This is a genomic window from Priestia sp. ST2, from assembly GCF_055810735.1.
The window spans coordinates 274,168-299,706 of record NZ_JBVVNT010000005.1 but is presented as its reverse complement, the minus strand read 5'-3'; the positions used below and the strand labels follow the sequence as shown (position 1 = coordinate 299,706).

Below are 25,539 nucleotides of genomic sequence, written 5' to 3'. Positions count from 1 at the left end.
TGGCCTGTTTTTTTATGCTTGTCTTTGTTTAAAATGAATGACGAACAGATAAGCAGCAGCTGCTGCAAAATAGATAGTAACGGCTGGTGCGGTGAAGACATGCCCAGCTACAAAAGCAATTCCAAGAGCTAATACAATTGCTGTACTATACATCATAAAGCTTTCATCAAGAAGCTGTGACGGGTTTTTAAATAATCGAACCAGTACGGTTAAACCAACTACTAGAAGTGGAAGAACCCATAGTAAAAATCCGATGATACCTAAAGAGAAAAACAGATCATAAAAATCCATTTCAATCATCTTTGGCGGAAGCTGTTTTGTATAGTCACCAGAAAAGCCCATACCTATCATTTTTCTTGCAATAGGTGCTTTTGCATACTCTTCCTTATGATGAGCTAAAAATTGCTCACGGCTGCTTAGAATCAGATTTTGAATATCTTTGTCATCTAAATTTGATTCCTTTTGCTTTTTCTTTTTAGCCGGCTTTTCTTTTTCTTTCTTTTCCGGCTTTTCTTGCTTTGTTTTCTCTTTTTTAGCCTCTAACATATCGATGTGCGTATATGTGTTTTTATAAGCTGGAGAAATCGGAGTGGTTGCTCCGGTTACAATTAAAAGCAGAATCGAGATTACTAAGTTGGCTTTAATTAAGCTGCGTTTATTCGTAAATAATTTTGCAAATAAGACAACTGTTGCTACAACTAAAGAAAGAATAACGGCACCTAAGCCTACTTTCGTTCCAAGCATGATGGACGAAACAGCTAACAATATAAAAGGAATCCAGTAATAAGCTTTTGAAAACGAACGTACTTTATCTAAAGCTAAAAGCAGTGTGAGAGGAAGCAAAATAGCAATGGTTGCCCCTAGCTCATTCGCTGCATAAAACCAGCCTTTGAATCCGATTTTATTATACTGATAACTCTCTAGTGCTGTACCTGTTAGCATTGTACCGATAAAAACAATACTGATGATGAGTGAAGCAGTCAATAAGTTTTTGCTCAATATTCTTTTTACATCCAAAGACGATCGATAATGTGAAAACATCACAATCATTCCAAGTAATGTAACGTTCATATAAACAACCTTATTGAAAAATTTAATTTCTTGCCCAATATAATAAGGATCTTTCCATTGATGATTTAAGTAGATATTGAGTCCAAGAAAGAGTGCAAAAACAATAAGGTAGATAATCGAATATCTAGCCCATTTTGATTGTTTAGCAAACACTAAAAGTAGGACACCTGCAAAAATCATATATAGAAAGCGAATAACAACCCCAATTGAGAGACCACTATCCATGTTCAAAACCATGTACGTCGTTAGCATATCAATAATTGGCTGAATTGAAATAAAACCAACGAACAGAAAAAATAACCAGTATGTGTTCTTCATATAGTACTCTCCTGTTTTACGTGAATTAACGTTTTCTTTTAACTAAAAGCATAACACCTTCTACTCTGCATAATAGCGTCGACATTAAGTATACTAAACCACCTGCAAGACAGACAATACCAAATCGTAAGATAACATGTAATGAATTCAAAAATGCGATGTCCTTCAAGAAGAACATGAGGATAGCAACAGGTACAGAAGCTAAAAGAATTTTTCCTGTTTCTTTCACTAGATATCCGTAATGGAAGTGATTGATTTGTTTTGCCAGCATAACGAATACGATGGCCGTATAGAAAAAGGCAACCACTGACATGGAAAGTGCTAATCCTTGGTATCCCATAAATTTAGTGAAAATCATGTTAAAGATGATGTTTAACACAATGGATAATAAGCCTGCTCTCATAATAAGATAACCTTTTTGAAGAGAATAAAATCCTTTTGCAAGAACAGCTTGCAGCGAATAGAAAAACACCGAACCTAGGTAATAATAAGATACATCGGTTGTTTTTAACGTTGAATTTGCGTCAAATGCACCGCGCTGATAAGCAATCATTACAATGTCTTTCATGTAAAAGATCATAATAACAATCGTCGGAATCAGCAGCATCAGCATAAACGTAATCCCTTTTTCAATTCCAGATTTAAAGCGTTCTTCATCTTTTTCAGAAATGGCTCTGGCAATCAGCGGATAAATAATGGTTGCGACCGTAACCCCGAATATTGCCTGGGGAATACTTACAAGTCTGAAGGCGTAATTTAAGTATGAAATAACACCTTCACCAAAGGAGCCAGCAAAGAAGAAGTTTACAGTTAAATTAATTTGACCGACCATAATGGTCACACCAACAGGGATGAATACTTTATAAAAAGCCACCACTTCATCACGGTCAATTTTTTGCTTCCATAACAGCAGATGCTGCGGTTTAAAATAGACAACTTTAATTAAGAAAGAAGCAATTGTTCCTATAAAATAGCCAAGAGCAATTGCATAGCCGCCCATAATTGAATGTAATAGGATTGTACTTAAAATCGTAAATAGTACAACAACCGTTTGAGAAAACACAGAGAAAGAATATTGACTTCGTGCATCAAATACACCTTCGTATACGGCATTCACTCCAACTAGTGAAAGAGATAAAAAGTACATAACGCCCGTATAAATTCCTAGTTCAATTGCTGCTTTGGAAAAATTAGAGTACGAAGCGGGAAAGTAAAAGAAAGCAGCAATTGATCCGAGAACCGAAATAATGAAACAAATAAGAAAGGTTGATTTAACAATATTAGTCAAATGAACCTTTCCTTTATTTTCTTTTTCATAACGTAAATAACTAGGAATAAACGCATCCTTCATCCCCGTTAGCATAAATAAAATAAAAGCGTTTGGAATGATCATTGCTGCGTTGTATGAATCGACAATATAACTTGTACCGAAATAGTTAGCAATAACTAAATCACGAATCATACTAGAAAATTTCAAAAATAATGTTGATATGAGCAGTAAAATGCTCGCGAATTTTAAGTTTTTCATGCGAAACTCCTACCTTTTCAAGTTATCTCATCAACTATTAGCAATAAAGAAGCATCCGACAATTAGAAGAATACAGCCGATAACTTGTTTTGTTGTAACTTTTTCTTTAATTAAAAAGTAACCGAATGTTAATGTCCAAATATACGTAATAGACGTGAGCGGAAATACAATAGAATAAGGTAACAGCGTTAAAACATACACATTAAGCAGAGCTGCCGCCCCGTAAAAAAGGCCGCCACCCACAAAGCAAATAAGCGCTAGCTTTATCTTTTTTTTATTTAAATACGTAGAAATATACTTGAAAAAGACAGCTCCAACTGAACCTAAAAGAGTCATAATAAGTAAAAGAGGGATACTATTCATCTTGGCCACCTACTAAAATTACACCTACGATAATAATAAGAGTACCGACCAGCTTCATAGGGCTAATGGTTTCATTTAATAGAAAGAAACCAAGAGCAATGCTGATTACGTATCCTAGGCTTAAAAATGGATGAAGCAAGGAAACTCTTTCAAATTTAAAAGCGGCAATCATAAAAACCGCTCCTAATCCATAAAGAAAAAAACCAATAATTAAATTTAAGTTAAATGAAGCTTCGGACAACTTCCAAAAAAGTTGTCCAACAGCTGTAAACAGGGAAGCCACAATAATGAGTGTGATTCCTAGCTTTTTGTTGTAATTGCTCTCCATCAGGAGGTCACATCCCTTTCTTTCTGATCAAATCGGATAAAAGGAAGACCAATAAAGAAGAAAGACACAAATACGCTTGCTAATAAATATCGAAAATCTTGAGCCGGCAATGCCGCAAGAACAGAAAGCGTGTTAAGAGCCCAAGGAATGACGATAATAAGTGACGTAATTCCTCTTCGAATCACTAGCATTAATGAAAATAATAAAATGACACAGTGATAAAAAGCTGGTTTCCATAAGAATGTAAAAACAGGGTGCTTAAAAATAGCTAAGTAAGCATTGGCAGTATGCGTAATAAACGGCTCGATTACTTTATTTTTAAGACCTAAATCATTGCCGTAATAAATGTTGGTTACATACGTATCTGTGTAGCCATCTTTAAAAGGATTGATTTGCCATACTAAAGCTGTTTGTTTGAGAAACCCTTCCGTTGCTAGATAAGGATTTTTGATGACAATGCTAGCATAATTCTTAAAGTAAAGACCTAGATCATTAAAAATAAACTCGCGGTCGTAGTATTTCCAAGTGAATTTAATAGGATCGCTTTTATATGGATTGTACTTTTCTTTCCACAATTCAATAGGAAGCACTTTATTAAAATATTCGCGCTCTTCTTTTGACATCTCCCCATCATTTGAAATGATGTTTGCAATTTGTTGAGTTGGGATAGACAAAGCTTCATTTGGATCCGAAGGCTGTACATCAAGCCACGTGAACACAGGGCCTGTAACAATCTTTTGTAAAATAAAGACAACTAAGAAAATCGTGACAAGAGGTTTCCAATTTTTTCTGAATAAGACGATCATTAAAAGGAAAGTCAAAACAAATACAGGAAAACCATTATGTCTAAAGAAAGCTACTCCAAATGCAGAAAGTAAAAGTAAGAAAAAGCCTGCTTTACTTTTAATCCAAGCACCTTTTGACAAATAGATTTTTGCGATATTCACCGTAAAAAACAGCAGAAAAGCACTGTATAAAATATCTTTCCAAATAATAATTGAAAAGATTAAAAAGCTTGGAATAATGACAATAATAGCTGTTAAAAGTCCAATCATAACAGGATGTGCTTTGCGTTTAATGAAAAAATCGAACGTATAGGCGTATATGCTTACTACAACAGCAATTTGCGTGAATGCTACAATTCCTGGGTTATCCCATATTTTTGTCAGCAGCATAATCAGCCACGTAATCATAATAGGGTGCCAATCGTTAAATTCTCCGTTATGTGCCTGTCTCCACTGTGCTAATGAATCGGGAGTCATGGCCGCTGGGAAAAAGGCGAACCAGTAATATAGACTAACAGCTAAAATAAGAATCGTAACAATTCCTAGGTAACGCTTTGGGTGTGCAAATGTATAGTGAAAATCGTTTATCTGTTTGATAGCGCTGAGTACAGCGGCCGTTAGCAGCATTGCCAATAAAGTACGGCTGACGGCATACAAAACGAGTAAGAAAATAGTTGAGCTCGTCATATGTAAGTTATCTAAAAGAGAAAACTGTACGATAAACGAAAAAACAATCAGCAATAGCCATTCTAGCGGTTTAAATGAAGCATAAGCTCTATTTTTATAAATAAAAATAGAGCTTATGATGGTAAATACAAGTGCAGCAAAAAGGGAAAGATAGTGAACACCGTCTGGATTACCAATACTTAAACCGATAAGAATAATTAAAGCTGTTACTGTAAGCAGCAAAATACTTTTTTTATTCTTCATCATTGTTATTCTCCTACTTGTTCAATCTGTTCAATTTTTTTATTTAGTTCTAATTCATATTGCTTGCGATTTAATGAAGCGATTGTATCTAGAATTAATCCACAGACGAAAGATAAAACACCTAACACCATCAATCCAGTTGCTAAGATAGATGAAGGTACTTTGGTAATAAAGCCTGTATCAAAAAATTCATAAAGTACTGGAGCACCAACAGCTAATCCTGCGACAATAAATAACACTGTCCAAATGGAGAAGAACTGAAGCGGCTTGTACTCTTTAAATAACGTAAAAATCATTCGTAACACTTTAAATCCATCAGAGAACGTATTAAGTTTCGATTCGCTGCCTTCAGGTCGATCGCGATAATCGATCGCGATTTCTTTTAGGCGGAAGCGTTTATCTAACGCGTGAAGACTCATTTCTGTTTCAATTTCAAATCCCGGGCTCATCACAGGTATTGATTTTACAAATAATTTATCGTACGCACGATAACCTGTCATGATATCTTTAATGTTGCTTTTGTACAGGCCGTTAATTAAAGAACGTACTAAGTTGTTTCCGAAATTATGGAAAGCACGTTTGTTTTCTTCGAGATACGTTCCGTTTGATAAACGATCTCCAATGACCATGTTAGCTTCTCGATTTCTAATAGGCTCAATTAATTGATGAACAAATTCTGCAGGATACGTATCATCCCCATCTACCATGACATAACAATCTGCATCAATTTCTTGAAACATCGAACGTACAACGTTTCCTTTTCCTTGCTTGAATTCTTTTTTGACGATTGCCCCGTGTTCAAGTGCAATTTCACTTGTGCGATCTTTTGAATTGTTATCGTACACATAAATATCTGCACTAGGCAGTTCGCGTTTGAAATCGTCAATTACTTTTCCAATTGTTACTTCCTCGTTATAACAAGGAATTAAAACTGCGACTTTCATTTTTCCACCTCATCAAAAAAAATTGTTGGGAGTTGTTCAGCAATTACATCTACTGTGTAGCGGTTTGCTGTTTGTAACGCCTGTTGAGACATTTGCTGTTTCACATCTTCAGGAAGATTAATAAAAGCCTGTAGTTGTGAAGCTAGTTCGTCTACATTTTTAGGTTCAAAGAATAGACCATTCTTTCCGTTTATAATGTAATCTTTTAGACCACCAATCTGACTCCCAATTACGGGTGCTCCGCAAGCCATAGCTTCGAGGCCGACTAAGCCCAAACTTTCTCCTTTTCTTACGGTCGGAAACACGAATGCTTCAATTGCATTATATACGTAAGCAAGAGAGGACTGAGGAAGGAGAGGGAAATGGATGACTTTTTCCTCTAGGCCCAGAGTCTTGATCATTTCTTTAAATGCAGCTTCATCTTTTCCGCTTCCAACGTATAGGTATTTGTAAGAAGTGGGCATTTGTTGTTCAGCTCTTGCAATTGCTTGCAGATAGTATTCCCATCCTTTACCCACATCGATGCGGCTTACACATCCAAGATAACGGATAGTAGGGTCCAAGTTTAGTTCTTGATAAGCTTTGCTTTTATCTGCATAAGGGTGAAACAGATCTTTATTCACTCCTCCGCTTGGAAAAATATAGATTGGGTTAGGAACCTTATATTTCTCTTCAACGAGCCCTTTATAATAAGGAGAAGGAGTAATAATTTTAGTAGAATGGTGCAATAAGTCATTTACTCTAGGCTGATACTTTTCCTGTGAAGGTACTTCAGGTACAACGTCTGAACCATGCACGTTTGTCACAATCTTCACATTCTTCTTTAGCTTTTTAAGAATCAGCAGCGGAAGAGCATTATGAGATGCATAATGTACGTAAAGGTAGTCGTAGTTTTTTGTCAAGCCCGTCAAGACGACATTAGCATAATGAGAAGCATAGCTAAAAAGCTTGCTTAATTTACTTGTCTTTTTTTGCATGACAATTTTATCAACTTGAATACCATGTTGAACTAAAATTTTTTCAGTGTTTTGAACAAATACACCATAGCTAGGGAATTGTTCCGAAGGATACATATTTGAAATCAACAAAATTTTCATGATTGTTTCACACCTATTTTTCTTTATTAGTTTATGATAATGACAACGGGTGTTCATTTAAATAGAGCTTACATGTATCATCTTACTATTAAGTTGAGCGATTTCATTGATAAACATGCAAAAATGGGTTGCATATCGCCAACATCACAATATTATAGCACACCTACTTTTTAAAATGCGAAAGTTTATCGGACACTTCCAAAACGATAGATAAAGCAGTAAAGAAGATGATTTTCACATCATCATAATCACACGAAAAAAAGCGAACGCTATTCGTTCGCTTTATGTCACTTATTTCACTTCAACGCTTACCCCAAAATGGTCAGAAACAACGGGATAATGTATGCCGTTAAACACCACAGTTGATGACTGAATATCCTGCGCATGACTCGATAGAATTAGATCAAGGCGCAGTGCCCGTTCATTATCATCCCATCCAGCAATGTTACCTTTAACTGTAATACCGCTGTCTTTTTTATTCGATAGAGTATACGTATCATAGAGGCCTTGGCTCAACAGGTAGTCGTAACCTTCATTTCGTCTATGAGCGTCATTATTAAAGTCTCCAAGTAGGAAAAATGGGTTATCTTTGTGTACATGAGCTAGCAGTGTATCAACTTGCTGCTTGAACGGCTCTTCCTCGTCATCCCACCAGCCAAGATGACAAGAATAAAACGTAAGAAGTTCTTTTTCATATTCGATTGTGGCTCCAACAATTCTTCTCGTTTTCCAATAGTCAATATTTGACGTTTGTGAAACAAAAAATGAATGCTCTTCAATAATCGGGTGTTTCGTTAAAATGGCAATTCCTTCTTCATACACTTCATAGCCTATATGAGATAAATCCCATACCAATTGATAGTCTTCACCTTGCTTACCCAGTTCTTTTGCTAAAAGCCAAGCGTAATTATCGCTGCGAATGTAGTCATATACATAAGGTGCGTCTACTTTTTGGCTTACTTCCTGTAAAGCAATGACATCATATTTTTCTTTTTTAATTACTTCAGCTAGACAAGATAACTTGTCTAGCTGATTTTCCTCTTGCCAAGAGTGGCAATTTAACGTTAATAGCTTCATTATGTTAAGCTCCTAACAAATCTTGAATGTCGGATTTCAAAACATCCGCTTTAGGTCCATAAATAGCTTGTACCCCTTTATCTTTCAAGATTAAACCAAGGGCTCCGTTTTGTTTCCACTCACTTTCTCCTGCAACGGCATGTATATCTTTTACCGTTACACGTAAGCGAGTCATACAAGCATCAACGTCTTCAATATTGTTTTCTCCGCCAAGCAGTCCAATAATGACTGGGGCAAGCGAATCATTTTTCACCTGCTTGCTGCTTGTTGCAGTTGTTTCTTCATCGATATAGTTTCCGTTACGTCCCGGCGTTGGGAAGTTAAAACGTTTGATTAAGAAGTTTGCCACTCCAAAATTTAAGCCAAAGAATACAAGGCAGGCGATGACAAAGTTCATTAAGTCAGCCCATAGTCCGGCTTTGATAATCATTGGTGTACGTGTTAATAGTTCAATTACGCCAAAGGAGTGTACGCGAACATGAACAATATCAACAATGGCAAAAGCCAGTCCAGTCATAATTGCATATACGACATATAAAAGAGGTGCTGCGAACATGAACATAAATTCGATTGGTTCTGTTACGCCTGTTAAGAAAACAGCTAGTCCAGCTGAAAAGAACATTGAACGATATTTTGAACGTTTGTCAGGATCTACGTTACGATACATTGCTAAAGCGATTCCAATTAATGACGCACAAGATAAAATCATCTGTCCTACTTTAAATCGTGCAGGTGTAACGTCATGTAAGAGCTGTTTGTAGCTGTCCATATCTCCTGCAGCGCGGAAATTATTTAAATCTGCAATCCAAGCAAGCCACAAAGGATCTTGACCGGCAACAGTGGAACCTGCTCCAGAACCTGTTAAAATTTTGTACGTTCCGCCTAGCTCCGTGTAGTTCATAGGAACTGTCAGCATATGATGAAGACCAAATGGAAGAAGTAGGCGCTCCAATGCTCCGAAAATAAATGGTGCTAGAATAGGAGCTGTGTCTCTAGATGTTGCAATCCACTGTCCGAAGCTGTTTAATGAACCTTGGATGAACGGCCATACAATGGATAAAAGCAGTGCCGTTACAACTGAACCACCGATGACCACAAATGGTACGAAGCGCTTGCCGTTAAAAAACGAAAGGGCTTCAGGCAATTTATCATAGTTGTAATATTTATTGAATAAATTCGCACCTAAAAACCCAGCGATAATTCCTACGAACACTCCCATGTTAAGAGCAGGAGATCCTAAAATAGATGTGAAGTAGTCTTTTACAACTAATTCTTGTCCAAACAGTGATTGAACCGTTGCTTTTGAATCTGAGAGCATTTCTGCTTTAACTCCGAAAATGGCTCCTGTAATTCGATTAATAAGAATGAATGCGATGAGTGCAGCAAATGCACCTCCAGCACGTTCTTTTGCCCAAGAGCCCCCGATGGCAACAGCGAACAAAATATGAAGATTTGTAATGATACCCCAGCCTATGTCTTCCATCACGCGTGCAATTGTTTGTACAGCAGTGATGTCTCCCCCAGTCATTGCAACTAGTTTTCCAAGTGAAATCATAATACCAGCTGCGGGCATAACCGCTACTACTACTAATAAAGCCTTACCAAATTTCTGCCAAAAATCAAATGAAAAGAACTTCTTCATAGTTTTTCCCCTTCCCCTATGTATGGGTTTTCATTTTATTTTTTGATAAACTATATTTCAAAGATAGTGCAACCGTTTGCATAACCTTATTGTAATAAAAGGGCTTTCATAATGCAAGACTGTAATTTCTCTTTTTTTGAAAAATTTATTCATGAATCATAAATGATGAAAAAAATTTTATGATAAAGTGAACAGTATTAACGGTATTTTAACACGATAGAATGTAATCAAAGCATTCAAGTAATGGCATAAAGACAAGTGCAGAGGAGGATAATATGAAAAAAGAAGGGCTACAAGCGATTATTTTTGATTTAGACGGTGTTATTGCAGATACGGTACATTTATATTATAGAGCAAATAAAAAAGTAGCAGATCAACTTAACGTTTCATTTTCTGAAGAACTGAATCAGCAGCTTCAGGGGATCAGCCGAGTGAAAACTGTAGAGCTCATTGCTGCACAAGGCAACGTACGTCTCACAGTGGAAAAAAAAGAACAGCTTGCTGATGAAAAGAATAAGCATTACCAAGCATTAATAAGGGAAATGACAAAGGATCATCTACTTCCAGGAATACAATTGTTGTTAGAGGATTGCAAAAAGCAAGGCATTAAAATGGGAATTGCTTCTTCTAGTTCAAATGCAAATACTGTAATAGATTCGCTAGGAATACGTTCTTTTTTTGATTGCATTGTGGATGTGAGAAAAATAAAGAAGGGAAAACCAGATCCAGAAATATTTTTGACAGCTGCCGATCAATTACAAGTAAAACCCTATGCATGTGTGGGCATAGAAGATGGAGAGGCCGGTATAAAAGCTATTAATCAAACAGATATGGTTTCTATCGGCATTGGTAAGCATCTGAAGGAAGAGGATGTGAGTTTTCACGTATATTCAACAGCTGATTTGCATTTAAAGACGATCAAAGAGGTTTTCGAAAAAGCAAGAAAAGGAACAGATTATAACAGCGCGTATACAAAAAATTAGTAAATCTTTTACATGCAAGTAGCAAAGCGCAAAAAAACATATGCTAGAATAAAATAAGAGAGCAAAGATGCATAGGAAGGGGTACATCATGATTAAATGTATTGCGATCGATATGGATGGAACTTTAGTAAATAGTGAACAAGTTGTAAGTAAAGAAAATGCCCAAGCGATTAAGACAGCTCAAAAGGCAGGGGTGGAAGTTGTTGTTGCTACGGGACGTTCTTATGAAGAGGCCCGTTATGTTTTAGAAGAAGCAGGACTTCATACATATTTAATTTGTGCAAACGGAGCAGAGCTTCGGAATCCACAAGGAGAAAAACAATATTCAGTAGGCATGACGATGGAATCTATTCGCGAAGTAGAGGATATTTTTAAGAAGTTTCAGCTGTACTTTGAAGTCTATACAAGTGAAGGCACGTATTCAAATGACTATGAAAAAGCTTTGTCGGTATTAATGGATATTTATTTAAGCGCTAGCTTAAAAAATAATTATGAAAAATCGTTAGAAGCGGCAAAAGAGCGTTTCAATAGCGGCAGAGTAAAGCTTATTGAAGAGTATGAAGCGTTATTTCAAGATCCAAACAAGGACATTTATAAGCTGCTTGCTTTCTCTTTTGACAAAGAAAAGTTAGAACAGGCAAAAATAGAACTTGTGAAGTTAGATTCGATTGCAGTCAGTGCATCTGGTAAAGAAAATATTGAAATAAATGATGAAAATGCTCAAAAAGGAATTGCAGTTACATCATTTGTTCAAGAACGCCATATTTCTCTAGAAGAAACGATGGCCATTGGAGACAATTATAACGACGTATCGATGTTTCAGCGAGTTGGACGTGCTGTAGCGATGGGGAATGCCCCTCAAGAAATTAAAGAGTTTGCCCATATCGTAACAGGAACAAATGACGAGCACGGCGTAGCTCAAGCTATTTTAAATGCGCTTGAAACAGTTAAACAATAAGTAAACTAAAAAGCATGCCTTTAGGCATGCTTTTTAGTTTGTTACTTTCTCCTTGTTACGACGGTATGCACCGTGATTTGTCGGTCCAACATATTGATTTAAAGCAAATGAATGACGAATTGCTTCTGTAATAAATTCTTTTGCTGTATAAATAGCTTGTTTGACGTCACTGCCTTTTGCCAATTCAGCAGCAATCGCAGCTGAGTATGTGCATCCAGCACCGTGCGTGAATGTTGTTTCAATACGTTCAGACTCTAAGATCTCAAACGTTTTTCCATCATAAAGCAAATCAATTGCTTTTTCATGCGCCAATTTACTTCCGCCTTTAATCAATACATATTCGGCACCAAGGTCAAAAATCTTGACGGCTGCTTCTTTCATTTTATCGACCGTTTTGATAGGACCAAGTCCACTTAATTGACTAGCTTCAAATAAATTAGGGGTTACGACTGTTGCTTTTGGAACTAGTACATCACGCAAGCTGACAGTTGTTTCCGGGTGAAGCGCTTCGTCTTCTCCTTTACATACCATCACAGGATCTACTACGACATTTTTTAAACCATATTCTTCAATTGTTTTTGCGGCTAGTTCAATAATTTCCACTGAGCCAAGCATACCTGTTTTTAGAGCTTGTACGCCTACGCCTTTTACAATTGTTTTCAACTGCTGTTCAACAGTTGAAACTTCTTGCGGAAATACGTTATGAGACCAGCTGTTATCGGGATCCATTGTTACAATTGTTGTTAAAGCTGTCATTCCGTAAACACTCAGTTCTTGGAATGTTTTTAAATCCGCTTGAATGCCAGCTCCGCCGCTGCTGTCAGAACCCGCAATGGTTAATGCTTTATTCATTGTCATAAAAAATCCTCCCGTATTTTAAGTTCATAGAGAAAATAGAGTAAAACTTCCACCGGTCGGTTTTTAGCTGCCCAATGTGTTTTAGATAAATTTCTTCCATTCACTTTTCACTTTTTCTTTTATTTTATCGCTTTTAATGTAGATATTCAATTTCTAAAAACTGTATGAATCCTAAGTGTATACTTTTGTCTTAGCCTCTTTTACCTTATGGTACAAGCACTCTTTCTTTTCATGAATAAAATAAAGAGAAACTTAAGAAAGGGTGATTCACATAAAAAAACATTCTAATCATGACAGTTATAAAGACGATTCGTATGCTTTCAATAAATCACAACCTCGCAAAAAAAACCACAAAGATTATTATATGAATTCAAATTTAACAAATGATCACTTCAGAACTGTTAAGGCAGGCACTTTAAATGTTTGTATAATTGTATTACCAGGAGCTAAAGTTGATCGAAACTCCACAGATAATCAGTCTATAGTTCCCAATCGTGTAAAAAGAGACATAGCCGCTGCTAATAAAATATGGAAACAATATGAGAAAAACCGATTAATCCAAGGTGTTACATTTACTATTACACGTTCAGTTGTTTTTTTGGAAAACATCAGTGGCATTGTTAATAATGCGGAAAATTTTCCAATTGGAGGGGCTAGTCATCTTACAATGGTACAAGCAATGCTTAAAACTGGCCGAAAAGTTTGTCAAAATGCTGATGTGTATGTATTTTATATGAATGGAAATAGATTTGGGCCTGTTAATTTTGATTATTCATCTACTCTCGCTGTAACTTATAATTCTTTTCCGCTTATTATTATGACAAATGCAAGTACAGAGGAGTATCTTCTCGCACATGAATTAGGTCATTTTATGTTTATTACGAATCGTTTTAACGAGACGGATGATCCAGAACCTTTTCATGAACTAGATGGAAATCATAATAGAACGCCTAGTAACCTTATGTTTCCTACTCCTGAATTCTGGCCAATAGTACCGGAGATTACCAGTGAACAGATACACAAAGCTTTAAATAGTCGTGTTTTTTATAGCTAATTGTTGTTCATGTAAAATAAAAACGCCCTTAACAGCGGGTTAAGGACGTTTTTCACTATTTATTAGATAGAAGCTAATTCTTTTTCAAGAGCTACGTCTACTGATACATAATCATAACCTAAATCATGTGCAACTGCTTCGTACGTAATGGCTCCGTTTGCAACGTTCACTCCTAATTTTAACGCTTCGTTTTGAGCGATTGCTTTGTGAACACCTTTAGAAGCAATTTGAAGTGCGTAAGGTACGGTTACGTTTGTTAAAGCAATTGTTGATGTGCGAGGAACTGCTCCCGGCATGTTTGCAACTGCATAGTGTACAACCCCGTGCTTTTCATAAGTCGGCTGATCGTGTGTTGTAATGTGGTCGATTGTTTCAACAATACCGCCTTGGTCGATTGCTACGTCAACAATAACAGAACCTGGCTTCATTGTCTTCACCATTTCTTCCGTTACTAGTTTTGGAGCTTTTGCACCTGGGATTAATACTGCGCCAATCACTAAATCTGACTCTGCTACTGCATCTGCAATATTGTAAGGGTTTGACACTAGCGTATTGATTTGGTTGCCAAAGATATCGTCTAATTGACGTAGGCGTTCAGGACTTAAATCAATAATTGTTACATCAGCACCGAGACCGATTGCGATTTTTGCAGCATTTGTACCAACACCGCCGCCTCCGATAATCGTTACTTTTCCGCGGCTAACTCCAGGAACACCCGCTAATAAAATTCCTTTTCCACCGTTTGATTTTTGAAGGAATTGTGCACCGATTTGAGCAGCCATACGTCCTGCTACTTCACTCATAGGTGTTAATAGAGGCAATGTACGATTTACTGCTACTGTTTCATAAGCAATGGCTGTTACGCCGCTATCTTTTAATGCTTTTGCTAGTGCTGGTTCAGCTGCTAAGTGAAGGTATGTGAATAAGATAAGACCTGGTCTAAAATAGCCGTATTCACTTGCTAATGGTTCTTTTACTTTCATAACCATTTCAGCTTGTGCCCAAACGTCAGCTGCTGTCTCAACGATTTCAGCTCCAGCTTTTACATAATCTTCGTTTGTGAAGTTACTTCCAATACCCGCTTCATTTTCAATTAATACACGATGACCTGTACCAACAAATGATGCTACGCCTGCTGGTGTAATCGCTACTCGGTTTTCGTTGTTTTTGATTTCTTTTGGTACGCCAATAATCATGATTAATTTCCCCCTTGGTCGTTTGTGTACCTTTAGTATAAAGAAAGTTTTATGAAATTTCTTTGTCTAGAAAGAAGAATTGAAGAAGTGGTTTTTGTTTAAACACACAAATGTAAACGCTTACTTATCAGAATTTTTAATTTTTATGTAAGGTCATCTAACATCATAAGGAAATAAAAAGTAAAAAAAGAGCTATTTGTTTATTAGAAAATAAACGAATAGCTCAATGTTAAAAGAAGTTACATTATCTGTTATTTTTTATATTTCATTAACTTAATATCAATATAAAGAGTCATTTTTTGATTAACGTCCTTTAAGTTAATATCACCAATCTCTGAAATTCGCTTTAATCGATAGCTAAGTGTATTCATATGCACATTTAATTCTTTTGCTGCTTCGTTAATGTTATTATCATTATTTAAAAATACTTCGAGAGTCTCCACCAAGTTGCTATTATGACGAAGGTCGTAATCAGTTAGCTTCTTTAAAGAATGGTTTTCAAATTGATCTTGCACGCGCTTTTCTAAAATAACATCAAGAAATTGATAAATACCTAATTCCTGATAGTTAATAATCTCTTTCGTTTCTTCTGGAAACTTACTTTTCATATCTAATACGTTCAAGGCTTCTTTATAACTTTTTTCGATATGATCGTGCGATGAATAAATACTGCTGCAGCTGGCTTTAATTTGAGTAACATCAAAGCGTTCATACATGTTGCCTCTAAAATAGTCTACAAAATCTCGCTGTTCATCAAGAGGGTTTTCAACCGCATCCAAAGAAAGCAGTAAGATTAAGTCATTGCAATCAATCGTATAAAGAACGATTTTCAAGCGATGCATCGTTTTTAGCATATACGAGATTTGACGTTCAGCTTCAGGCGTAATATCTTCTTGGAAGCGGAAGATAGCAATGGAAAATGTTGATGGAGCTGTAATTTGAGCTTCATAAAACGCTTCTGAAATTTCTTGGCGAGACTTAATGTGACCAGTTAATAATTTCCAGAAAAATTCTTGTGAACGTTCCTCTCGTTTATACTTTCGAATTTGAAGCTGTAGCAATTTATTTTTTAATACATTCGCAGCTTTTTTTAATAGCTCTACTTCTTCGTCGCCTAAGGCTTTCTCAATTTCAACAGCCCAGATGAATCCTAGAACTTCTTCATTTTTCCAGATGGAAATAGCTATGCGATCTCCAAGCCCAATTTCATTTATATTTTTCACACGCACAGGTTCATTTGTCTCAAGCAGTTTAGGAATAATGCCTTCTTTCCATAAGTTGTTGATGACTTTTTCCGGAACTCTTCTTCCAATAATTGTGGCAATACGCGCCTGGTCCGTTCTTTCGTCATGGGTGCTATAAGCTAATAAGCGATGATTAGCATCTTCAATGGTAATAGGACAGTTCAATACTTCGCTAATGCGATCAGCGAATTCTTCAAGCGTATCAAAATTTTCCTTGAACGGATCTTTGATTGGTTTCGTCATATATAAAATCCCTCTTCATAAAACAAAATAAGTACTAGTACAGCTTTTTAGCTACAATAAATATAGTAAAACGGTAACAACCGTGTTGATCATCAATTCATTGAAATGATTAACTGCTTAATATTTTAACAAAAGTAATTGTTTAAGAAAATGTTAAAATGCGTCTAAAGGTAGTTAAGAATGTACGGATGATTAGTAACTGCGTTCATTTCGCTTATTTTATCGAAATTTTCTTCAAAATAATCAATGTTCGGTGAGCATGATTCTTTTCAAATGTGTATAATAAAACGTATGATTATGGTTATATCAAACTTGAATCTGTAACTTTCTTTATGATATGTTCAGTTACGATTAGGTTGACCAATTCATATTACACATGAAGGGAAGAATTTAACATGGCAAAACAACAAATCGGTGTTATCGGTTTAGCGGTTATGGGGAAAAACTTGGCGCTAAACATTGAGAGCAGAGGCTATTCTGTTTCAGTTTATAACCGCTCTCCTGAAAAGACAGAAGAGTTCCTAAAAACAGAAGCAGAAGGTAAAAATTTTGCAGGTACATACAGTGTGGAAGAGTTTATTAATTCTCTTGAAAAACCGCGTAAAATTTTATTAATGGTTAAAGCTGGTGCTGCTACAGATGCAACAATTGATTCGTTAAAACCATACTTAGAAAAAGGCGACATTTTAATCGATGGCGGAAATACATTCTTCCAGGATACAATTCGTCGTAACAAAGAGCTAGAAGAATTAGGTATCCATTTCATCGGTACAGGCGTATCCGGCGGAGAAGAAGGCGCATTAAAAGGACCTTCAATCATGCCTGGCGGACAAAAAGAAGCATATGAACTTGTAAAACCAATCTTAACAGCTATTTCAGCGAAAGTTGAAGGCGATGATTGCTGCACATACATTGGACCAAATGGTGCAGGTCACTACGTGAAAATGGTTCATAACGGCATCGAGTATGGCGATATGCAGTTAATTTGTGAAGCATACTTCATTATGAAAAACGTATTAGGTTTAGAAACAGATGAACTACATGAAGTATTTGCTGAATGGAATAAAGGCGAGCTAGATAGCTACTTAATTGAAATCACAGCTGATATCTTTACGAAAAAAGATGAAGAAACAGGTAAAGCACTTGTAGACGTTATTTTAGACACTGCAGGTCAAAAGGGTACAGGTAAATGGACAAGCCAAAGTGCGCTTGACTTAGGTGTACCACTACCAATCATTACGGAATCTGTATTTGCGCGCTTTATTTCAGCTATGAAAGAAGAACGTGTAAAAGCAAGCAAAGTATTGAGCGGTCCAAATGCAGCTGCATTTGAAGGTGATAAAACCGAATTAGTAGAAGCAATCCGTAAAGCATTGTACATGAGTAAAATTTGTTCATATGCGCAAGGGTTTGCTCAAATGAAAGCAGCTTCTGAAGAATATGACTGGAATTTACAGTACGGTGATATTGCAATGATCTTCCGTGGTGGTTGTATCATCCGTGCACAATTCTTACAAAAAATTAAAGAAGCTTACGATCGCGATGCAGATCTAACAAACTTATTATTAGACCCATACTTCAAGGATATCGTAGAAGGCTATCAGTCGGCTCTTCGTGAAGTTATTTCAATTGCGGTTAAACAAGGTATTCCTGTACCAAGTTTCTCAAGTGCATTAGCTTACTATGACAGCTACCGTACAGAAACGTTACCAGCGAACCTTTTACAAGCGCAACGTGACTACTTCGGAGCTCACACATATCAACGTGTTGATAAAGAGGGCGTATTCCATACTGAGTGGTTAAAATAAAAAACAAGAAAAGCAGCTGTATACTACAGCTGCTTTTTTTATTTACTCTTTAGGTGAGAAGTTGTCTTCTCCGACTGGCCACCAGTGGAAACCGTCTTCAGCAAGCAATGCGTCTGATTCTTTTGGTCCCATTGAACCTGATTCGTAGTTCGGGAAGTTTTGTGCTTTTGTGCTTTCCCATGCTTCTGAAATGGTATCAACAAACTTCCAAGAAAGGGCTACTTCATCCCAGTGAGTAAAGTTCGTTGCATCTCCAAGCATGCAATCATAAATAAGGCGCTCATAAGCTTCCGGTGTATTCATTTTATCTCCACAGTTATTGCAATAGTTCAAGTTAATTGGTGTGGACGATGTTGCACCCGGCGTTTTACGCGCGTTTAAGTGAAGCGTAATGCCTTCTTCCGGTTGGATATGAATGACAAGCAAGTTTGGATGAATTTCTTTATCTTTATTGAAGTACAGGTTCATTGGTAAGTCTTTGAACTGTACAACAATTGTCGTTGCTTTTTCTTTCATGCGTTTACCTGTACGAATATAAATTGGTACGCCAGCCCATCTGAAGTTATCGATCATAAGCTTACCAGAAACAAATGTAGCGGTGTTAGACTCAGGATCAACCGAGTTTCCTTCGCGGTAGCCGATCACTTCTTCTCCTTCAAGTACACCTTTGCCGTATTGGCCTCGTACAAAATAATCATCTACTTCATCTACTGATAAAGAGCGAAGAGCACGCAGTACTTTTACTTTTTCACTACGAATTTCTTCCGGTGTTAATTTAATTGGCGGTTCCATTGCAAGCAATGCCACCATTTGAAGCATATGATTTTGTACCATATCTCGAAGGGCACCTGAAGATTCATAGTAACGGCCACGATCTTCTACACCAAGCGTCTCGCTAGACGTAATTTGGATGTTTGAAATGTATTGGTTGTTCCACATCGGTTCAAATAGAGCATTTGCAAAACGGATAACTTCGATATTTTGCACCATTTCTTTACCGAGGTAGTGGTCGATACGATAAATTTGATCTTCCTTAAATGCATGGCGAATTTGTTCGTTTAGTTCTTTAGCGGAAGGATAATCATGACCAAACGGCTTTTCAATGACTAGGCGACTCCAACCGTCTGTTTGTGTTAAACCTTCATTTTTTAAATTCGAAGCAATTGTTCCGAAAAATTCAGGTGCCATTGCTAGATAGAAAATACGATTTCCAGGCACGTTGTATTGCTCATCAAGACTTTCTGTTAGGCTTTTTAATTCTTGATAAGAAGCGACATCTGTTACGTCAAACGGTTGGTAATAAAAATGTGAAGCAAACTTTTCAATGTCAGCGTCACTGTTTTTGAAACTGCTCACTGATTTTTTTACATTTTCGCGTAATTCGTCATTAGTCCAAGGTCTTCTTGCGACACCAACAACAGCGAAATCTTCCGATAGTTTGTTCGCTTTATATAAGCGGAAAATAGAGGGGAATAACTTACGTTTTGCTAAATCACCTGTAGCGCCAAAAATTACGATAATGGATTTTGGTTGTACATTTGTCATTACTTCTAGGACCTCACTTTGTCGTAGTTACGTTCAATTTTTTTCCGCTTTAACAGACAACACTTAAATGAAATCTGGGGATTCATTGCCCGTTAAACTCGGCCTTTATAAACAAACGAATGATTGCTTGTTTACCTTTTCCTTTATGTATAGAACTACTAATAAATTGTAACGATTTTAAAGGGTTAACGCAAATAGATTAAAACAATTTGTAGTTATTATTCCATGTTTTTAACAAGTTTAAAAGTATTTTGTTTCGAATACGGAGAAAAAGCTACCGTTATTTTAACAGTAGCTTTTCTCATTTATTTATATTGATACAGGGAACCGATAGATTTTTTTGTTGAAAATGGCAAGTCAGGACTATCGGCGATGATAAAAATAGGACAGTGCATTAAAAGTGGATGTTTTTCGAAAAAAGAAGCATCAGCGTGATAGATGGACGATAGAATGACAGGGAGCTGTTCTAAAAAGTGAAGGTAGCGTGTAATGGTTTCATCTGTTGATGTATGCGAACCGATGTAATAATACACAGTAAGGGAATAAAAACCTTTATCAAAGACGAAGGATGCTAAATATTCGTTCCGCTCTTTTTGCATATGATCGTAGGCAAATTCAATGCCGATTTGAATGGAAGGAACAGAAGTGTGTTGACCTGGGAAAACGGTGTATTTTCTTGGTATCATCGGTTCAACGGGTGTAACACCCAGGCTGTAGGTTACATCTATTTGGTGGGGATTGCTAATGATCATATGGAATCCCTCCTTTAATATAAAAATACACTCTTTATAAGTGTATACAAAGTTTCATTGAACATGACAATATTAAAATATGCCCAGGCTCTTAGCATATTTAAAGCAGGCAATGTTTGAGCAGGGGGCAGAGTTTACGATAAAATAACAAAAAAGATTATTATGAGGTGATAAGCGATGAGTATTTTAAAAAATGACTGGGCTTCTTTATTAGAAGAAGAATTTCAAAAAGACTATTACATACAGCTTCGAGAATTTTTAGTGGATGAATATAATCACCACACCATTTACCCTGATAAATATGATATTTTTAATGCTTTACACTATACAGATTATAAAAATGTAAAAGTGGTCATATTGGGACAAGATCCTTATCATGGACCAAATCAAGCGCATGGACTGAGCTTCTCTGTTCAACCAGGAGTAAAAACACCGCCTTCTTTAGTGAATATTTACAAAGAGCTGAAAAATGAAATGGATTATCATATTCCGAATAACGGTTATTTAGTCAAATGGGCAGAACAAGGTGTTCTTTTGCTTAACACTGTCTTAACAGTTAGAAGAGGAGAAGCGAACTCTCACAAAGGAAAAGGGTGGGAACAGCTGACGGATCGTATTATTGAATTAGTGGCACAAAAAGAGGAGCCAGTCGTGTTTTTGCTGTGGGGCAAGCATGCACAAGCTAAAAAAGAGCTTATTCATCATTCGCACCATTTAATTTTGGAAAGCCCGCACCCTAGCCCATTTTCGGCTAATCGAGGCTTTTTTGGCAATAATCACTTTCAACGAGCAAATGAGTTTTTGCTCCAACAAGGACGTCAATCTATTGATTGGCAAATTGACGATGTGTAAAAGTGAGCATTTCATGAAGATTAGCTTCAGACATAGCCTCCTATTTCATCTTTTGATAAAATAGCTGTATAAAGTCATATTGAATGTAAGATGAGGTGTCTACATGGATATAAAAATGACGCAGCTCCTTGATAAAATTAGTGCAGAAGTACAAAAAGCAAAGCACCATTCGAATAGCGCAAACGTTCGAGATCAATTGGTTGCCATAAAAGCACTATGTGAGCTTGCATTAGATCAAAATGGAGAGGTTTCAGTATCGAAACCTGTCTCGGTTTCAAAACCTGTTGTAATGTCTTCACCGGAAATGATGCAATCGCCTGAGATTATGCAGCAACAGATTATTCAGTCATCCAAACCTAATTTTGAAGGAACGAAATTGAAATCAGATGATGCAAACGGCGATAGTCTGTTTGATTTCTAAAGTGAGGAGAAAAACATGAAACTATTTTTAATAATCGGTGCAATCAATGCAATGTTAGCGGTTGCTCTTGGTGCTTTTGGAGCGCACGGGTTAGAAGGGAAAATCTCAGAGAAGTATTTAGAGGTATGGAAAACGGGAGTGCAGTACCAAATGTTCCATGCAATGGGGCTGTTTGTCATTGCGTTTCTATTAAGCAAATTTCCTCAATCTTCTTTGTTAACAGCTTCGGGCTGGATTATGTTCGCGGGGATTGTGCTGTTTTCGGGCAGTCTCTATGTATTAAGTACGTCCGGTATTAAAGTTCTCGGCGCGATTACTCCGCTAGGTGGAGTTGCATTTATTGTAGCTTGGATTTTAATTGTTGTTGCAGCTGTAAAATGGCTATAAAAAAACCCCTGAAAAGGGGTTTTTTTAACGCGGAGAATAATTGCTCAACTGCTGGCCTCCACCGCTAAACGGATAGTTATATTTAATTGGACCCTCAAAAGTGATGTAATCGAGATAAACCATAAGTAGTAAATAGCGAGTGCCAGTTTGTGGATCACTTAAAATGATATGATCGCGTCCGGCTGCTTCAATTTCCCCTCTAAAGACTTTCGCGTTCCACTGCGTATTATTTTCAAACGTCATATATACAGTCGCTATTTTTCCTCGATTTAAACGTAAAATATTTTCAATATATGATTCTTCAATGGGCAGTTGATTTGGATCTTGCGGGGCACCGCTTCCTCCAGAAGAGGTAGGGGGCGGACCTCCTTGGGTTTGCCCTTGAACCTGCTGGCCGCCTGGCTGGGGCTGCTGCGGCTGAGGCATATAATAAGGGTAGTTTGGACTCATATACGGGTTTTGCATATATTGCTGTTGCGGTTGATTAGACTTTGGTTTTTTCATAGGAACCTCCTTCAAACAAAAAGAAATTAGTAAACTCCTGGACAATCAGCTTGAGTTGGTGCAAAGAAACAGTGAGATTTAAATCGTCCTGTGTTATTTTGGTTATACCATTGAGCAGGACAGTCGCCGCTGGGCTTGAAAAACCACAGTGAGTTTTCCGCGGGGGTAAAACGTTCCCCTCTTAATACACGTCGTGCAAGTGTAATTTCAGACTGGCGGGCACGCTGATAAAAGTAGCCTTTTTGAGTTGCTTCAAATCCGCCTGGGTTTTGAAACACCATCTGACGAATGGTTCTTATATTTCTAAAATCTAAACAGGGAGCTTTAGCGCGGTTCACGCCTACATTTCCTACCAGTAACATCCCTTGTTTTCCTTCACTTTCAGCTTCAGCTCGAATGAGTCTGGCTAGGAGCTTAACATCTTCTTCGTTGTGTGCAACGACTGCCATTATCCCACCTCGCTTACTTGTGACACTGTTGTATATATATGGCCCTGTAAGTGCGAATATGCCATGGCTAGAAAATAAAAAACCTGTTTCCAAGTGGAAACAGGTTTTTTAGATAAGGCTCATTGATATTTATTGCTCTAAGCGTTACAAAAGAGATGAGCGCTTTTGAGGCTTAGTTTAAACGTGTAAAAAACGTGCAATAGCTTCTTCTTTTAATAAATTTCCGACAAAGAAGCTGCCAAATTCCCCGTAGCGAGCACTTACTTCGTCAAAACGCATTTCGTATACTAATTTTTTAAATTGAAGTACGTCATCTGCAAAAAGAGTAACGCCCCACTCATAATCATCAAAACCAACAGAACCCGTAATGATTTGCTTTACTTTTCCAGCGTATTGACGCCCAATCATTCCATGACTGCGCATTAAGCTGCGTCGCTCTTCCATGGGAAGCATGTACCAATTGTCATTTCCTTGACGACGTTTATCCATTGGATAAAAGCAAACATGACTAGCTTTTGGTAAAGTTGGATATAGTCTAGCTTGGATTTGAGGATTTTCATAAGGGTCCTCCCCAGCAGGTAAGTAGTTGCTTAATTCAACTACTGATACGTATGAATAAGTAGGAATGGTAAACTCAGCAAGCTTTGTTTTATTAAATTCTGTTTCAATTTCATTTAGTTCTTCCATAGTAGGACGAACAAGCATTAGCATAAAGTCTGCTTTTTGGCCGACAATGGTATATAAAGCATGACTGCCTTGCTTCTCAGCTTCAGTTCCTTTCCATTTCTCAATCAACCCTAAAAATTCATGGATAGCCGCTTGGCGATCGTCGCTTGATAACTGCTTCCAAGCGCTCCAATCGATTGAACGGAAATCATGAAGTGCATACCAACCGTCTAATGTTTGTGCTGCTTCTGCCATTTCGTTTCACTCCTATTGTCCGATTATGATAAATTCCAATTCTACTATATCATAGTTTGTCCGAAGAACTGGAATGAAAAACCTGTGATTTTGTGACTAAACTTTAAACAATTGTCGCAAAGTAAAAACAGGTTTCATTTTAGGTGTTAGTGGAAAATTAAGAATTAAAAGACTTTTTCGTAATCATGGATTCTTGAAGGACATGCCTTTGATTTTTAAAAAAAGTGGAGTATCCTATTATGAGAAAAGTTTTTTACATATCGAGGAGGATTTACTTTGAGTGATTTATTTACAGGTTTAAAACAAAAAGTATCAGCTAGCGATGTATCAATCGTATTCCCAGAGGGATTAGATGAGCGCGTATTAGGCGCTGTTTCTCGTTTAGCTGCCGACAATATCTTAAAGCCTATCGTTGTTGGAAACAAAGACGCTGTAGCATCAAAAGCAGCAGAACTAAACGTAAAATTAGACGGTGTTGAGGTTCTAGATCCTCAAAGCTACTCTGAATTTGATGAAATGGTAGCAGCGTTTGTTGAGCGTCGTAAAGGTAAGGCAACAGAAGAAGATGCTCGCAAAATTTTATTAGATGAAAACTATTTTGGCACAATGCTTGTTCATATGAACAAAGCGGACGGTCTTGTAAGCGGAGCTGCTCATTCTACAGCAGACACAGTACGTCCGGCTCTACAAATTATTAAAACAAGACAAGGTGTTAAGAAAACATCTGGCGTATTTATCATGGTTCGCGGTGATCAAAAATACGTATTTGCTGACTGTGCAATTAACATCTCACCTGACAGCCAAGATTTAGCTGAAATTGCTATCGAAAGTGCTCGTACAGCTGAAATGTTCGATATCGATCCTCGTGTTGCTATGCTAAGCTTCTCAACAAAAGGATCAGCAAAATCTCCGGAAACAGAAAAGGTAGCAAACGCAGTAGAAATTGCAAAAGAATTAGCACCAAGCGTAACATTAGACGGCGAATTCCAATTCGACGCAGCATTTGTTCCTTCTGTAGCTGAAAAGAAAGCACCAGGTTCAGTGATTAAAGGAGATGCAAATGTATTTGTATTCCCAAGCCTTGAAGCAGGTAACATTGGTTACAAAATTGCACAGCGCCTAGGAAACTTCGAAGCAGTAGGTCCAATCTTACAAGGTCTAAACAAACCGGTAAACGATCTATCTCGCGGTTGTAACGAAGAAGATGTGTACAAGCTTGCTTTAATCACAGCAGCTCAAGCACTGTAATAAAAAAAACTCCGTCCTTGGGCGGAGTTTTTT

At 37.1% G+C, this 25,539-nt stretch carries 25 protein-coding genes; 8 read left to right on the top strand and 17 right to left on the bottom strand.

Annotated features, from left to right (window positions below; translation table 11 throughout):
• Window positions 1–12: 12 nt before the first annotated feature.
• From AC0KUU_RS22940 to AC0KUU_RS22900, 9 genes are all read right to left on the bottom strand, one after another.
• Window positions 13–1,389, bottom strand: a complete 1,377-nt coding sequence (locus AC0KUU_RS22940) for an O-antigen ligase family protein (RefSeq protein ID WP_043977555.1) — start codon at window positions 1,387–1,389, stop codon at window positions 13–15.
• 25 nt (window positions 1,390–1,414) lie between these two features.
• Window positions 1,415–2,917, bottom strand: coding sequence for a murein biosynthesis integral membrane protein MurJ (gene murJ / locus AC0KUU_RS22935; protein ID WP_050690824.1), 1,503 nt, complete (start codon window positions 2,915–2,917; stop codon window positions 1,415–1,417).
• Between the two features lie 30 nt (window positions 2,918–2,947).
• Window positions 2,948–3,280 carry an EamA family transporter gene (locus tag AC0KUU_RS22930; protein WP_043977551.1) on the bottom strand — a complete coding sequence of 111 codons (333 nt, stop codon included), beginning with the start codon at window positions 3,278–3,280 and terminating at the stop codon, window positions 2,948–2,950.
• Window positions 3,273–3,608 (bottom strand): EamA family transporter, encoded by a 336-nt coding sequence (locus AC0KUU_RS22925; protein ID WP_013059873.1) that lies wholly within the window; start codon window positions 3,606–3,608, stop codon window positions 3,273–3,275. Before AC0KUU_RS22925 ends, AC0KUU_RS22930 begins: the two co-directional genes overlap by 8 nt.
• Complete coding sequence (locus AC0KUU_RS22920) at window positions 3,608–5,326, bottom strand: DUF6020 family protein (RefSeq protein WP_043977549.1); 1,719 nt, start codon at window positions 5,324–5,326, stop codon at window positions 3,608–3,610. The genes AC0KUU_RS22925 and AC0KUU_RS22920 overlap by 1 nt, the downstream gene beginning before the upstream one ends.
• Window positions 5,327–5,328: 2 nt before the next feature.
• Window positions 5,329–6,267: a glycosyltransferase family 2 protein gene (locus tag AC0KUU_RS22915; protein ID WP_013059871.1), complete on the bottom strand. Its 939-nt coding sequence runs from the start codon at window positions 6,265–6,267 to the stop codon at window positions 5,329–5,331.
• A complete protein-coding gene (locus AC0KUU_RS22910) occupies window positions 6,264–7,364 on the bottom strand; it encodes a glycosyltransferase family 4 protein (RefSeq protein ID WP_165575688.1) in 1,101 nt (366 codons plus the stop codon). The genes AC0KUU_RS22915 and AC0KUU_RS22910 overlap by 4 nt, the downstream gene beginning before the upstream one ends.
• 291 nt (window positions 7,365–7,655) lie before the next feature.
• Complete coding sequence (locus AC0KUU_RS22905; RefSeq protein ID WP_013059869.1) at window positions 7,656–8,441, bottom strand: endonuclease/exonuclease/phosphatase family protein; 786 nt, start codon at window positions 8,439–8,441, stop codon at window positions 7,656–7,658.
• 4 nt (window positions 8,442–8,445) lie between these two features.
• The gene (locus AC0KUU_RS22900) at window positions 8,446–10,083 is read right to left on the bottom strand and encodes a PTS transporter subunit IIBC (protein ID WP_025752447.1); all 1,638 of its coding nucleotides are present in this window, start codon (window positions 10,081–10,083) and stop codon (window positions 8,446–8,448) included.
• Window positions 10,084–10,358: 275 nt separating this feature from the next.
• Between AC0KUU_RS22900 and pgmB the strand changes: the two genes are divergently transcribed.
• The gene (gene pgmB / locus AC0KUU_RS22895) at window positions 10,359–11,066 is read left to right on the top strand and encodes a beta-phosphoglucomutase (protein WP_162215113.1); all 708 of its coding nucleotides are present in this window, start codon (window positions 10,359–10,361) and stop codon (window positions 11,064–11,066) included.
• 88 nt (window positions 11,067–11,154) lie between these two features.
• Window positions 11,155–12,024 (top strand): Cof-type HAD-IIB family hydrolase, encoded by an 870-nt coding sequence (locus tag AC0KUU_RS22890; RefSeq protein WP_043977539.1) that lies wholly within the window; start codon window positions 11,155–11,157, stop codon window positions 12,022–12,024.
• 33 nt (window positions 12,025–12,057) lie between these two features.
• On the opposite strand, the gene pdxK is transcribed toward AC0KUU_RS22890, so the two are convergent.
• Entirely contained in the window at window positions 12,058–12,882 is an 825-nt protein-coding gene (gene pdxK / locus AC0KUU_RS22885) for a pyridoxine/pyridoxal/pyridoxamine kinase (RefSeq protein ID WP_280560603.1), read from the bottom strand.
• 364 nt (window positions 12,883–13,246) lie between these two features.
• Between pdxK and AC0KUU_RS22880 the strand changes: the two genes are divergently transcribed.
• Window positions 13,247–13,936, top strand: a complete 690-nt coding sequence (locus AC0KUU_RS22880) for a hypothetical protein (protein WP_280560602.1) — start codon at window positions 13,247–13,249, stop codon at window positions 13,934–13,936.
• Window positions 13,937–13,998: 62 nt separating this feature from the next.
• Here the strand turns inward: AC0KUU_RS22880 and ald are convergent, their stop codons facing one another.
• A complete protein-coding gene (gene ald, locus AC0KUU_RS22875; RefSeq protein WP_013059863.1) occupies window positions 13,999–15,132 on the bottom strand; it encodes an alanine dehydrogenase in 1,134 nt (377 codons plus the stop codon).
• A 251-nt stretch (window positions 15,133–15,383) separates the two neighbouring features.
• The gene (locus tag AC0KUU_RS22870) at window positions 15,384–16,619 is read right to left on the bottom strand and encodes a PucR family transcriptional regulator (RefSeq protein ID WP_028409727.1); all 1,236 of its coding nucleotides are present in this window, start codon (window positions 16,617–16,619) and stop codon (window positions 15,384–15,386) included.
• Between the two features lie 395 nt (window positions 16,620–17,014).
• Between AC0KUU_RS22870 and gndA the strand changes: the two genes are divergently transcribed.
• Window positions 17,015–18,427 (top strand): NADP-dependent phosphogluconate dehydrogenase, encoded by a 1,413-nt coding sequence (gene gndA / locus AC0KUU_RS22865; RefSeq protein ID WP_013059861.1) that lies wholly within the window; start codon window positions 17,015–17,017, stop codon window positions 18,425–18,427.
• A gap of 42 nt (window positions 18,428–18,469) precedes the next feature.
• Here the strand turns inward: gndA and zwf are convergent, their stop codons facing one another.
• Together zwf and AC0KUU_RS22855 are read right to left on the bottom strand one after the other, a co-directional pair.
• Window positions 18,470–19,972 carry a glucose-6-phosphate dehydrogenase gene (zwf, locus tag AC0KUU_RS22860; RefSeq protein WP_013059860.1) on the bottom strand — a complete coding sequence of 501 codons (1,503 nt, stop codon included), beginning with the start codon at window positions 19,970–19,972 and terminating at the stop codon, window positions 18,470–18,472.
• A gap of 305 nt (window positions 19,973–20,277) precedes the next feature.
• On the bottom strand, window positions 20,278–20,724 hold the full coding sequence (locus tag AC0KUU_RS22855; protein ID WP_043977531.1) for a staygreen family protein: 447 nt from the start codon (window positions 20,722–20,724) through the stop codon (window positions 20,278–20,280).
• A 177-nt stretch (window positions 20,725–20,901) separates the two neighbouring features.
• On the opposite strand from AC0KUU_RS22855, the gene AC0KUU_RS22850 reads away from it, so the two are divergent.
• The 3 genes from AC0KUU_RS22850 to AC0KUU_RS22840 all read left to right on the top strand — a co-directional run bounded on the left by AC0KUU_RS22850 (window position 20,902) and on the right by AC0KUU_RS22840 (window position 22,384).
• Window positions 20,902–21,576, top strand: a complete 675-nt coding sequence (locus AC0KUU_RS22850; RefSeq protein WP_043977528.1) for a uracil-DNA glycosylase — start codon at window positions 20,902–20,904, stop codon at window positions 21,574–21,576.
• A gap of 103 nt (window positions 21,577–21,679) precedes the next feature.
• Window positions 21,680–21,997, top strand: a complete 318-nt coding sequence (locus AC0KUU_RS22845) for a YwdI family protein (protein ID WP_043977526.1) — start codon at window positions 21,680–21,682, stop codon at window positions 21,995–21,997.
• A gap of 15 nt (window positions 21,998–22,012) precedes the next feature.
• Window positions 22,013–22,384: a DUF423 domain-containing protein gene (locus AC0KUU_RS22840; RefSeq protein WP_013059856.1), complete on the top strand. Its 372-nt coding sequence runs from the start codon at window positions 22,013–22,015 to the stop codon at window positions 22,382–22,384.
• 24 nt (window positions 22,385–22,408) lie between these two features.
• On the opposite strand, the gene gerQ is transcribed toward AC0KUU_RS22840, so the two are convergent.
• From gerQ to hemQ, 3 genes are all read right to left on the bottom strand, one after another.
• On the bottom strand, window positions 22,409–22,888 hold the full coding sequence (gene gerQ / locus AC0KUU_RS22835) for a spore coat protein GerQ (protein WP_043977525.1): 480 nt from the start codon (window positions 22,886–22,888) through the stop codon (window positions 22,409–22,411).
• A gap of 26 nt (window positions 22,889–22,914) precedes the next feature.
• Complete coding sequence (locus AC0KUU_RS22830; RefSeq protein ID WP_162215108.1) at window positions 22,915–23,337, bottom strand: cell wall hydrolase; 423 nt, start codon at window positions 23,335–23,337, stop codon at window positions 22,915–22,917.
• 177 nt (window positions 23,338–23,514) lie between these two features.
• Window positions 23,515–24,258, bottom strand: coding sequence for a hydrogen peroxide-dependent heme synthase (hemQ, locus tag AC0KUU_RS22825; RefSeq protein WP_043977523.1), 744 nt, complete (start codon window positions 24,256–24,258; stop codon window positions 23,515–23,517).
• Window positions 24,259–24,534: 276 nt separating this feature from the next.
• On the opposite strand from hemQ, the gene pta reads away from it, so the two are divergent.
• Window positions 24,535–25,506 carry a phosphate acetyltransferase gene (gene pta / locus AC0KUU_RS22820; RefSeq protein WP_013059853.1) on the top strand — a complete coding sequence of 324 codons (972 nt, stop codon included), beginning with the start codon at window positions 24,535–24,537 and terminating at the stop codon, window positions 25,504–25,506.
• Window positions 25,507–25,539 lie beyond the last annotated feature (33 nt).

Excerpts from the sequence above, each read along its gene's own strand:
- AC0KUU_RS22940 (WP_043977555.1), bottom strand. The coding sequence starts at position 1,389 with ATGAAGAACACATACTGGTTATTTTTTCTGTTCGTTGGTTTTATTTCA.
- murJ (WP_050690824.1), bottom strand. The coding sequence starts at position 2,917 with ATGAAAAACTTAAAATTCGCGAGCATTTTACTGCTCATATCAACATTA.
- AC0KUU_RS22930 (WP_043977551.1), bottom strand. The coding sequence starts at position 3,280 with ATGAATAGTATCCCTCTTTTACTTATTATGACTCTTTTAGGTTCAGTT.
- AC0KUU_RS22925 (WP_013059873.1), bottom strand. The coding sequence starts at position 3,608 with ATGGAGAGCAATTACAACAAAAAGCTAGGAATCACACTCATTATTGTG.
- AC0KUU_RS22920 (WP_043977549.1), bottom strand. The coding sequence starts at position 5,326 with ATGATGAAGAATAAAAAAAGTATTTTGCTGCTTACAGTAACAGCTTTA.
- AC0KUU_RS22915 (WP_013059871.1), bottom strand. The coding sequence starts at position 6,267 with ATGAAAGTCGCAGTTTTAATTCCTTGTTATAACGAGGAAGTAACAATT.
- AC0KUU_RS22910 (WP_165575688.1), bottom strand. The coding sequence starts at position 7,364 with ATGAAAATTTTGTTGATTTCAAATATGTATCCTTCGGAACAATTCCCT.
- AC0KUU_RS22905 (WP_013059869.1), bottom strand. The coding sequence starts at position 8,441 with ATGAAGCTATTAACGTTAAATTGCCACTCTTGGCAAGAGGAAAATCAG.
- AC0KUU_RS22900 (WP_025752447.1), bottom strand. The coding sequence starts at position 10,083 with ATGAAGAAGTTCTTTTCATTTGATTTTTGGCAGAAATTTGGTAAGGCT.
- pgmB (WP_162215113.1), top strand. The coding sequence starts at position 10,359 with ATGAAAAAAGAAGGGCTACAAGCGATTATTTTTGATTTAGACGGTGTT.
- AC0KUU_RS22890 (WP_043977539.1), top strand. The coding sequence starts at position 11,155 with ATGATTAAATGTATTGCGATCGATATGGATGGAACTTTAGTAAATAGT.
- pdxK (WP_280560603.1), bottom strand. The coding sequence starts at position 12,882 with ATGACAATGAATAAAGCATTAACCATTGCGGGTTCTGACAGCAGCGGC.
- AC0KUU_RS22880 (WP_280560602.1), top strand. The coding sequence starts at position 13,247 with ATGAATTCAAATTTAACAAATGATCACTTCAGAACTGTTAAGGCAGGC.
- ald (WP_013059863.1), bottom strand. The coding sequence starts at position 15,132 with ATGATTATTGGCGTACCAAAAGAAATCAAAAACAACGAAAACCGAGTA.
- AC0KUU_RS22870 (WP_028409727.1), bottom strand. The coding sequence starts at position 16,619 with ATGACGAAACCAATCAAAGATCCGTTCAAGGAAAATTTTGATACGCTT.
- gndA (WP_013059861.1), top strand. The coding sequence starts at position 17,015 with ATGGCAAAACAACAAATCGGTGTTATCGGTTTAGCGGTTATGGGGAAA.
- zwf (WP_013059860.1), bottom strand. The coding sequence starts at position 19,972 with ATGACAAATGTACAACCAAAATCCATTATCGTAATTTTTGGCGCTACA.
- AC0KUU_RS22855 (WP_043977531.1), bottom strand. The coding sequence starts at position 20,724 with ATGATCATTAGCAATCCCCACCAAATAGATGTAACCTACAGCCTGGGT.
- AC0KUU_RS22850 (WP_043977528.1), top strand. The coding sequence starts at position 20,902 with ATGAGTATTTTAAAAAATGACTGGGCTTCTTTATTAGAAGAAGAATTT.
- AC0KUU_RS22845 (WP_043977526.1), top strand. The coding sequence starts at position 21,680 with ATGGATATAAAAATGACGCAGCTCCTTGATAAAATTAGTGCAGAAGTA.
- AC0KUU_RS22840 (WP_013059856.1), top strand. The coding sequence starts at position 22,013 with ATGAAACTATTTTTAATAATCGGTGCAATCAATGCAATGTTAGCGGTT.
- gerQ (WP_043977525.1), bottom strand. The coding sequence starts at position 22,888 with ATGAAAAAACCAAAGTCTAATCAACCGCAACAGCAATATATGCAAAAC.
- AC0KUU_RS22830 (WP_162215108.1), bottom strand. The coding sequence starts at position 23,337 with ATGGCAGTCGTTGCACACAACGAAGAAGATGTTAAGCTCCTAGCCAGA.
- hemQ (WP_043977523.1), bottom strand. The coding sequence starts at position 24,258 with ATGGCAGAAGCAGCACAAACATTAGACGGTTGGTATGCACTTCATGAT.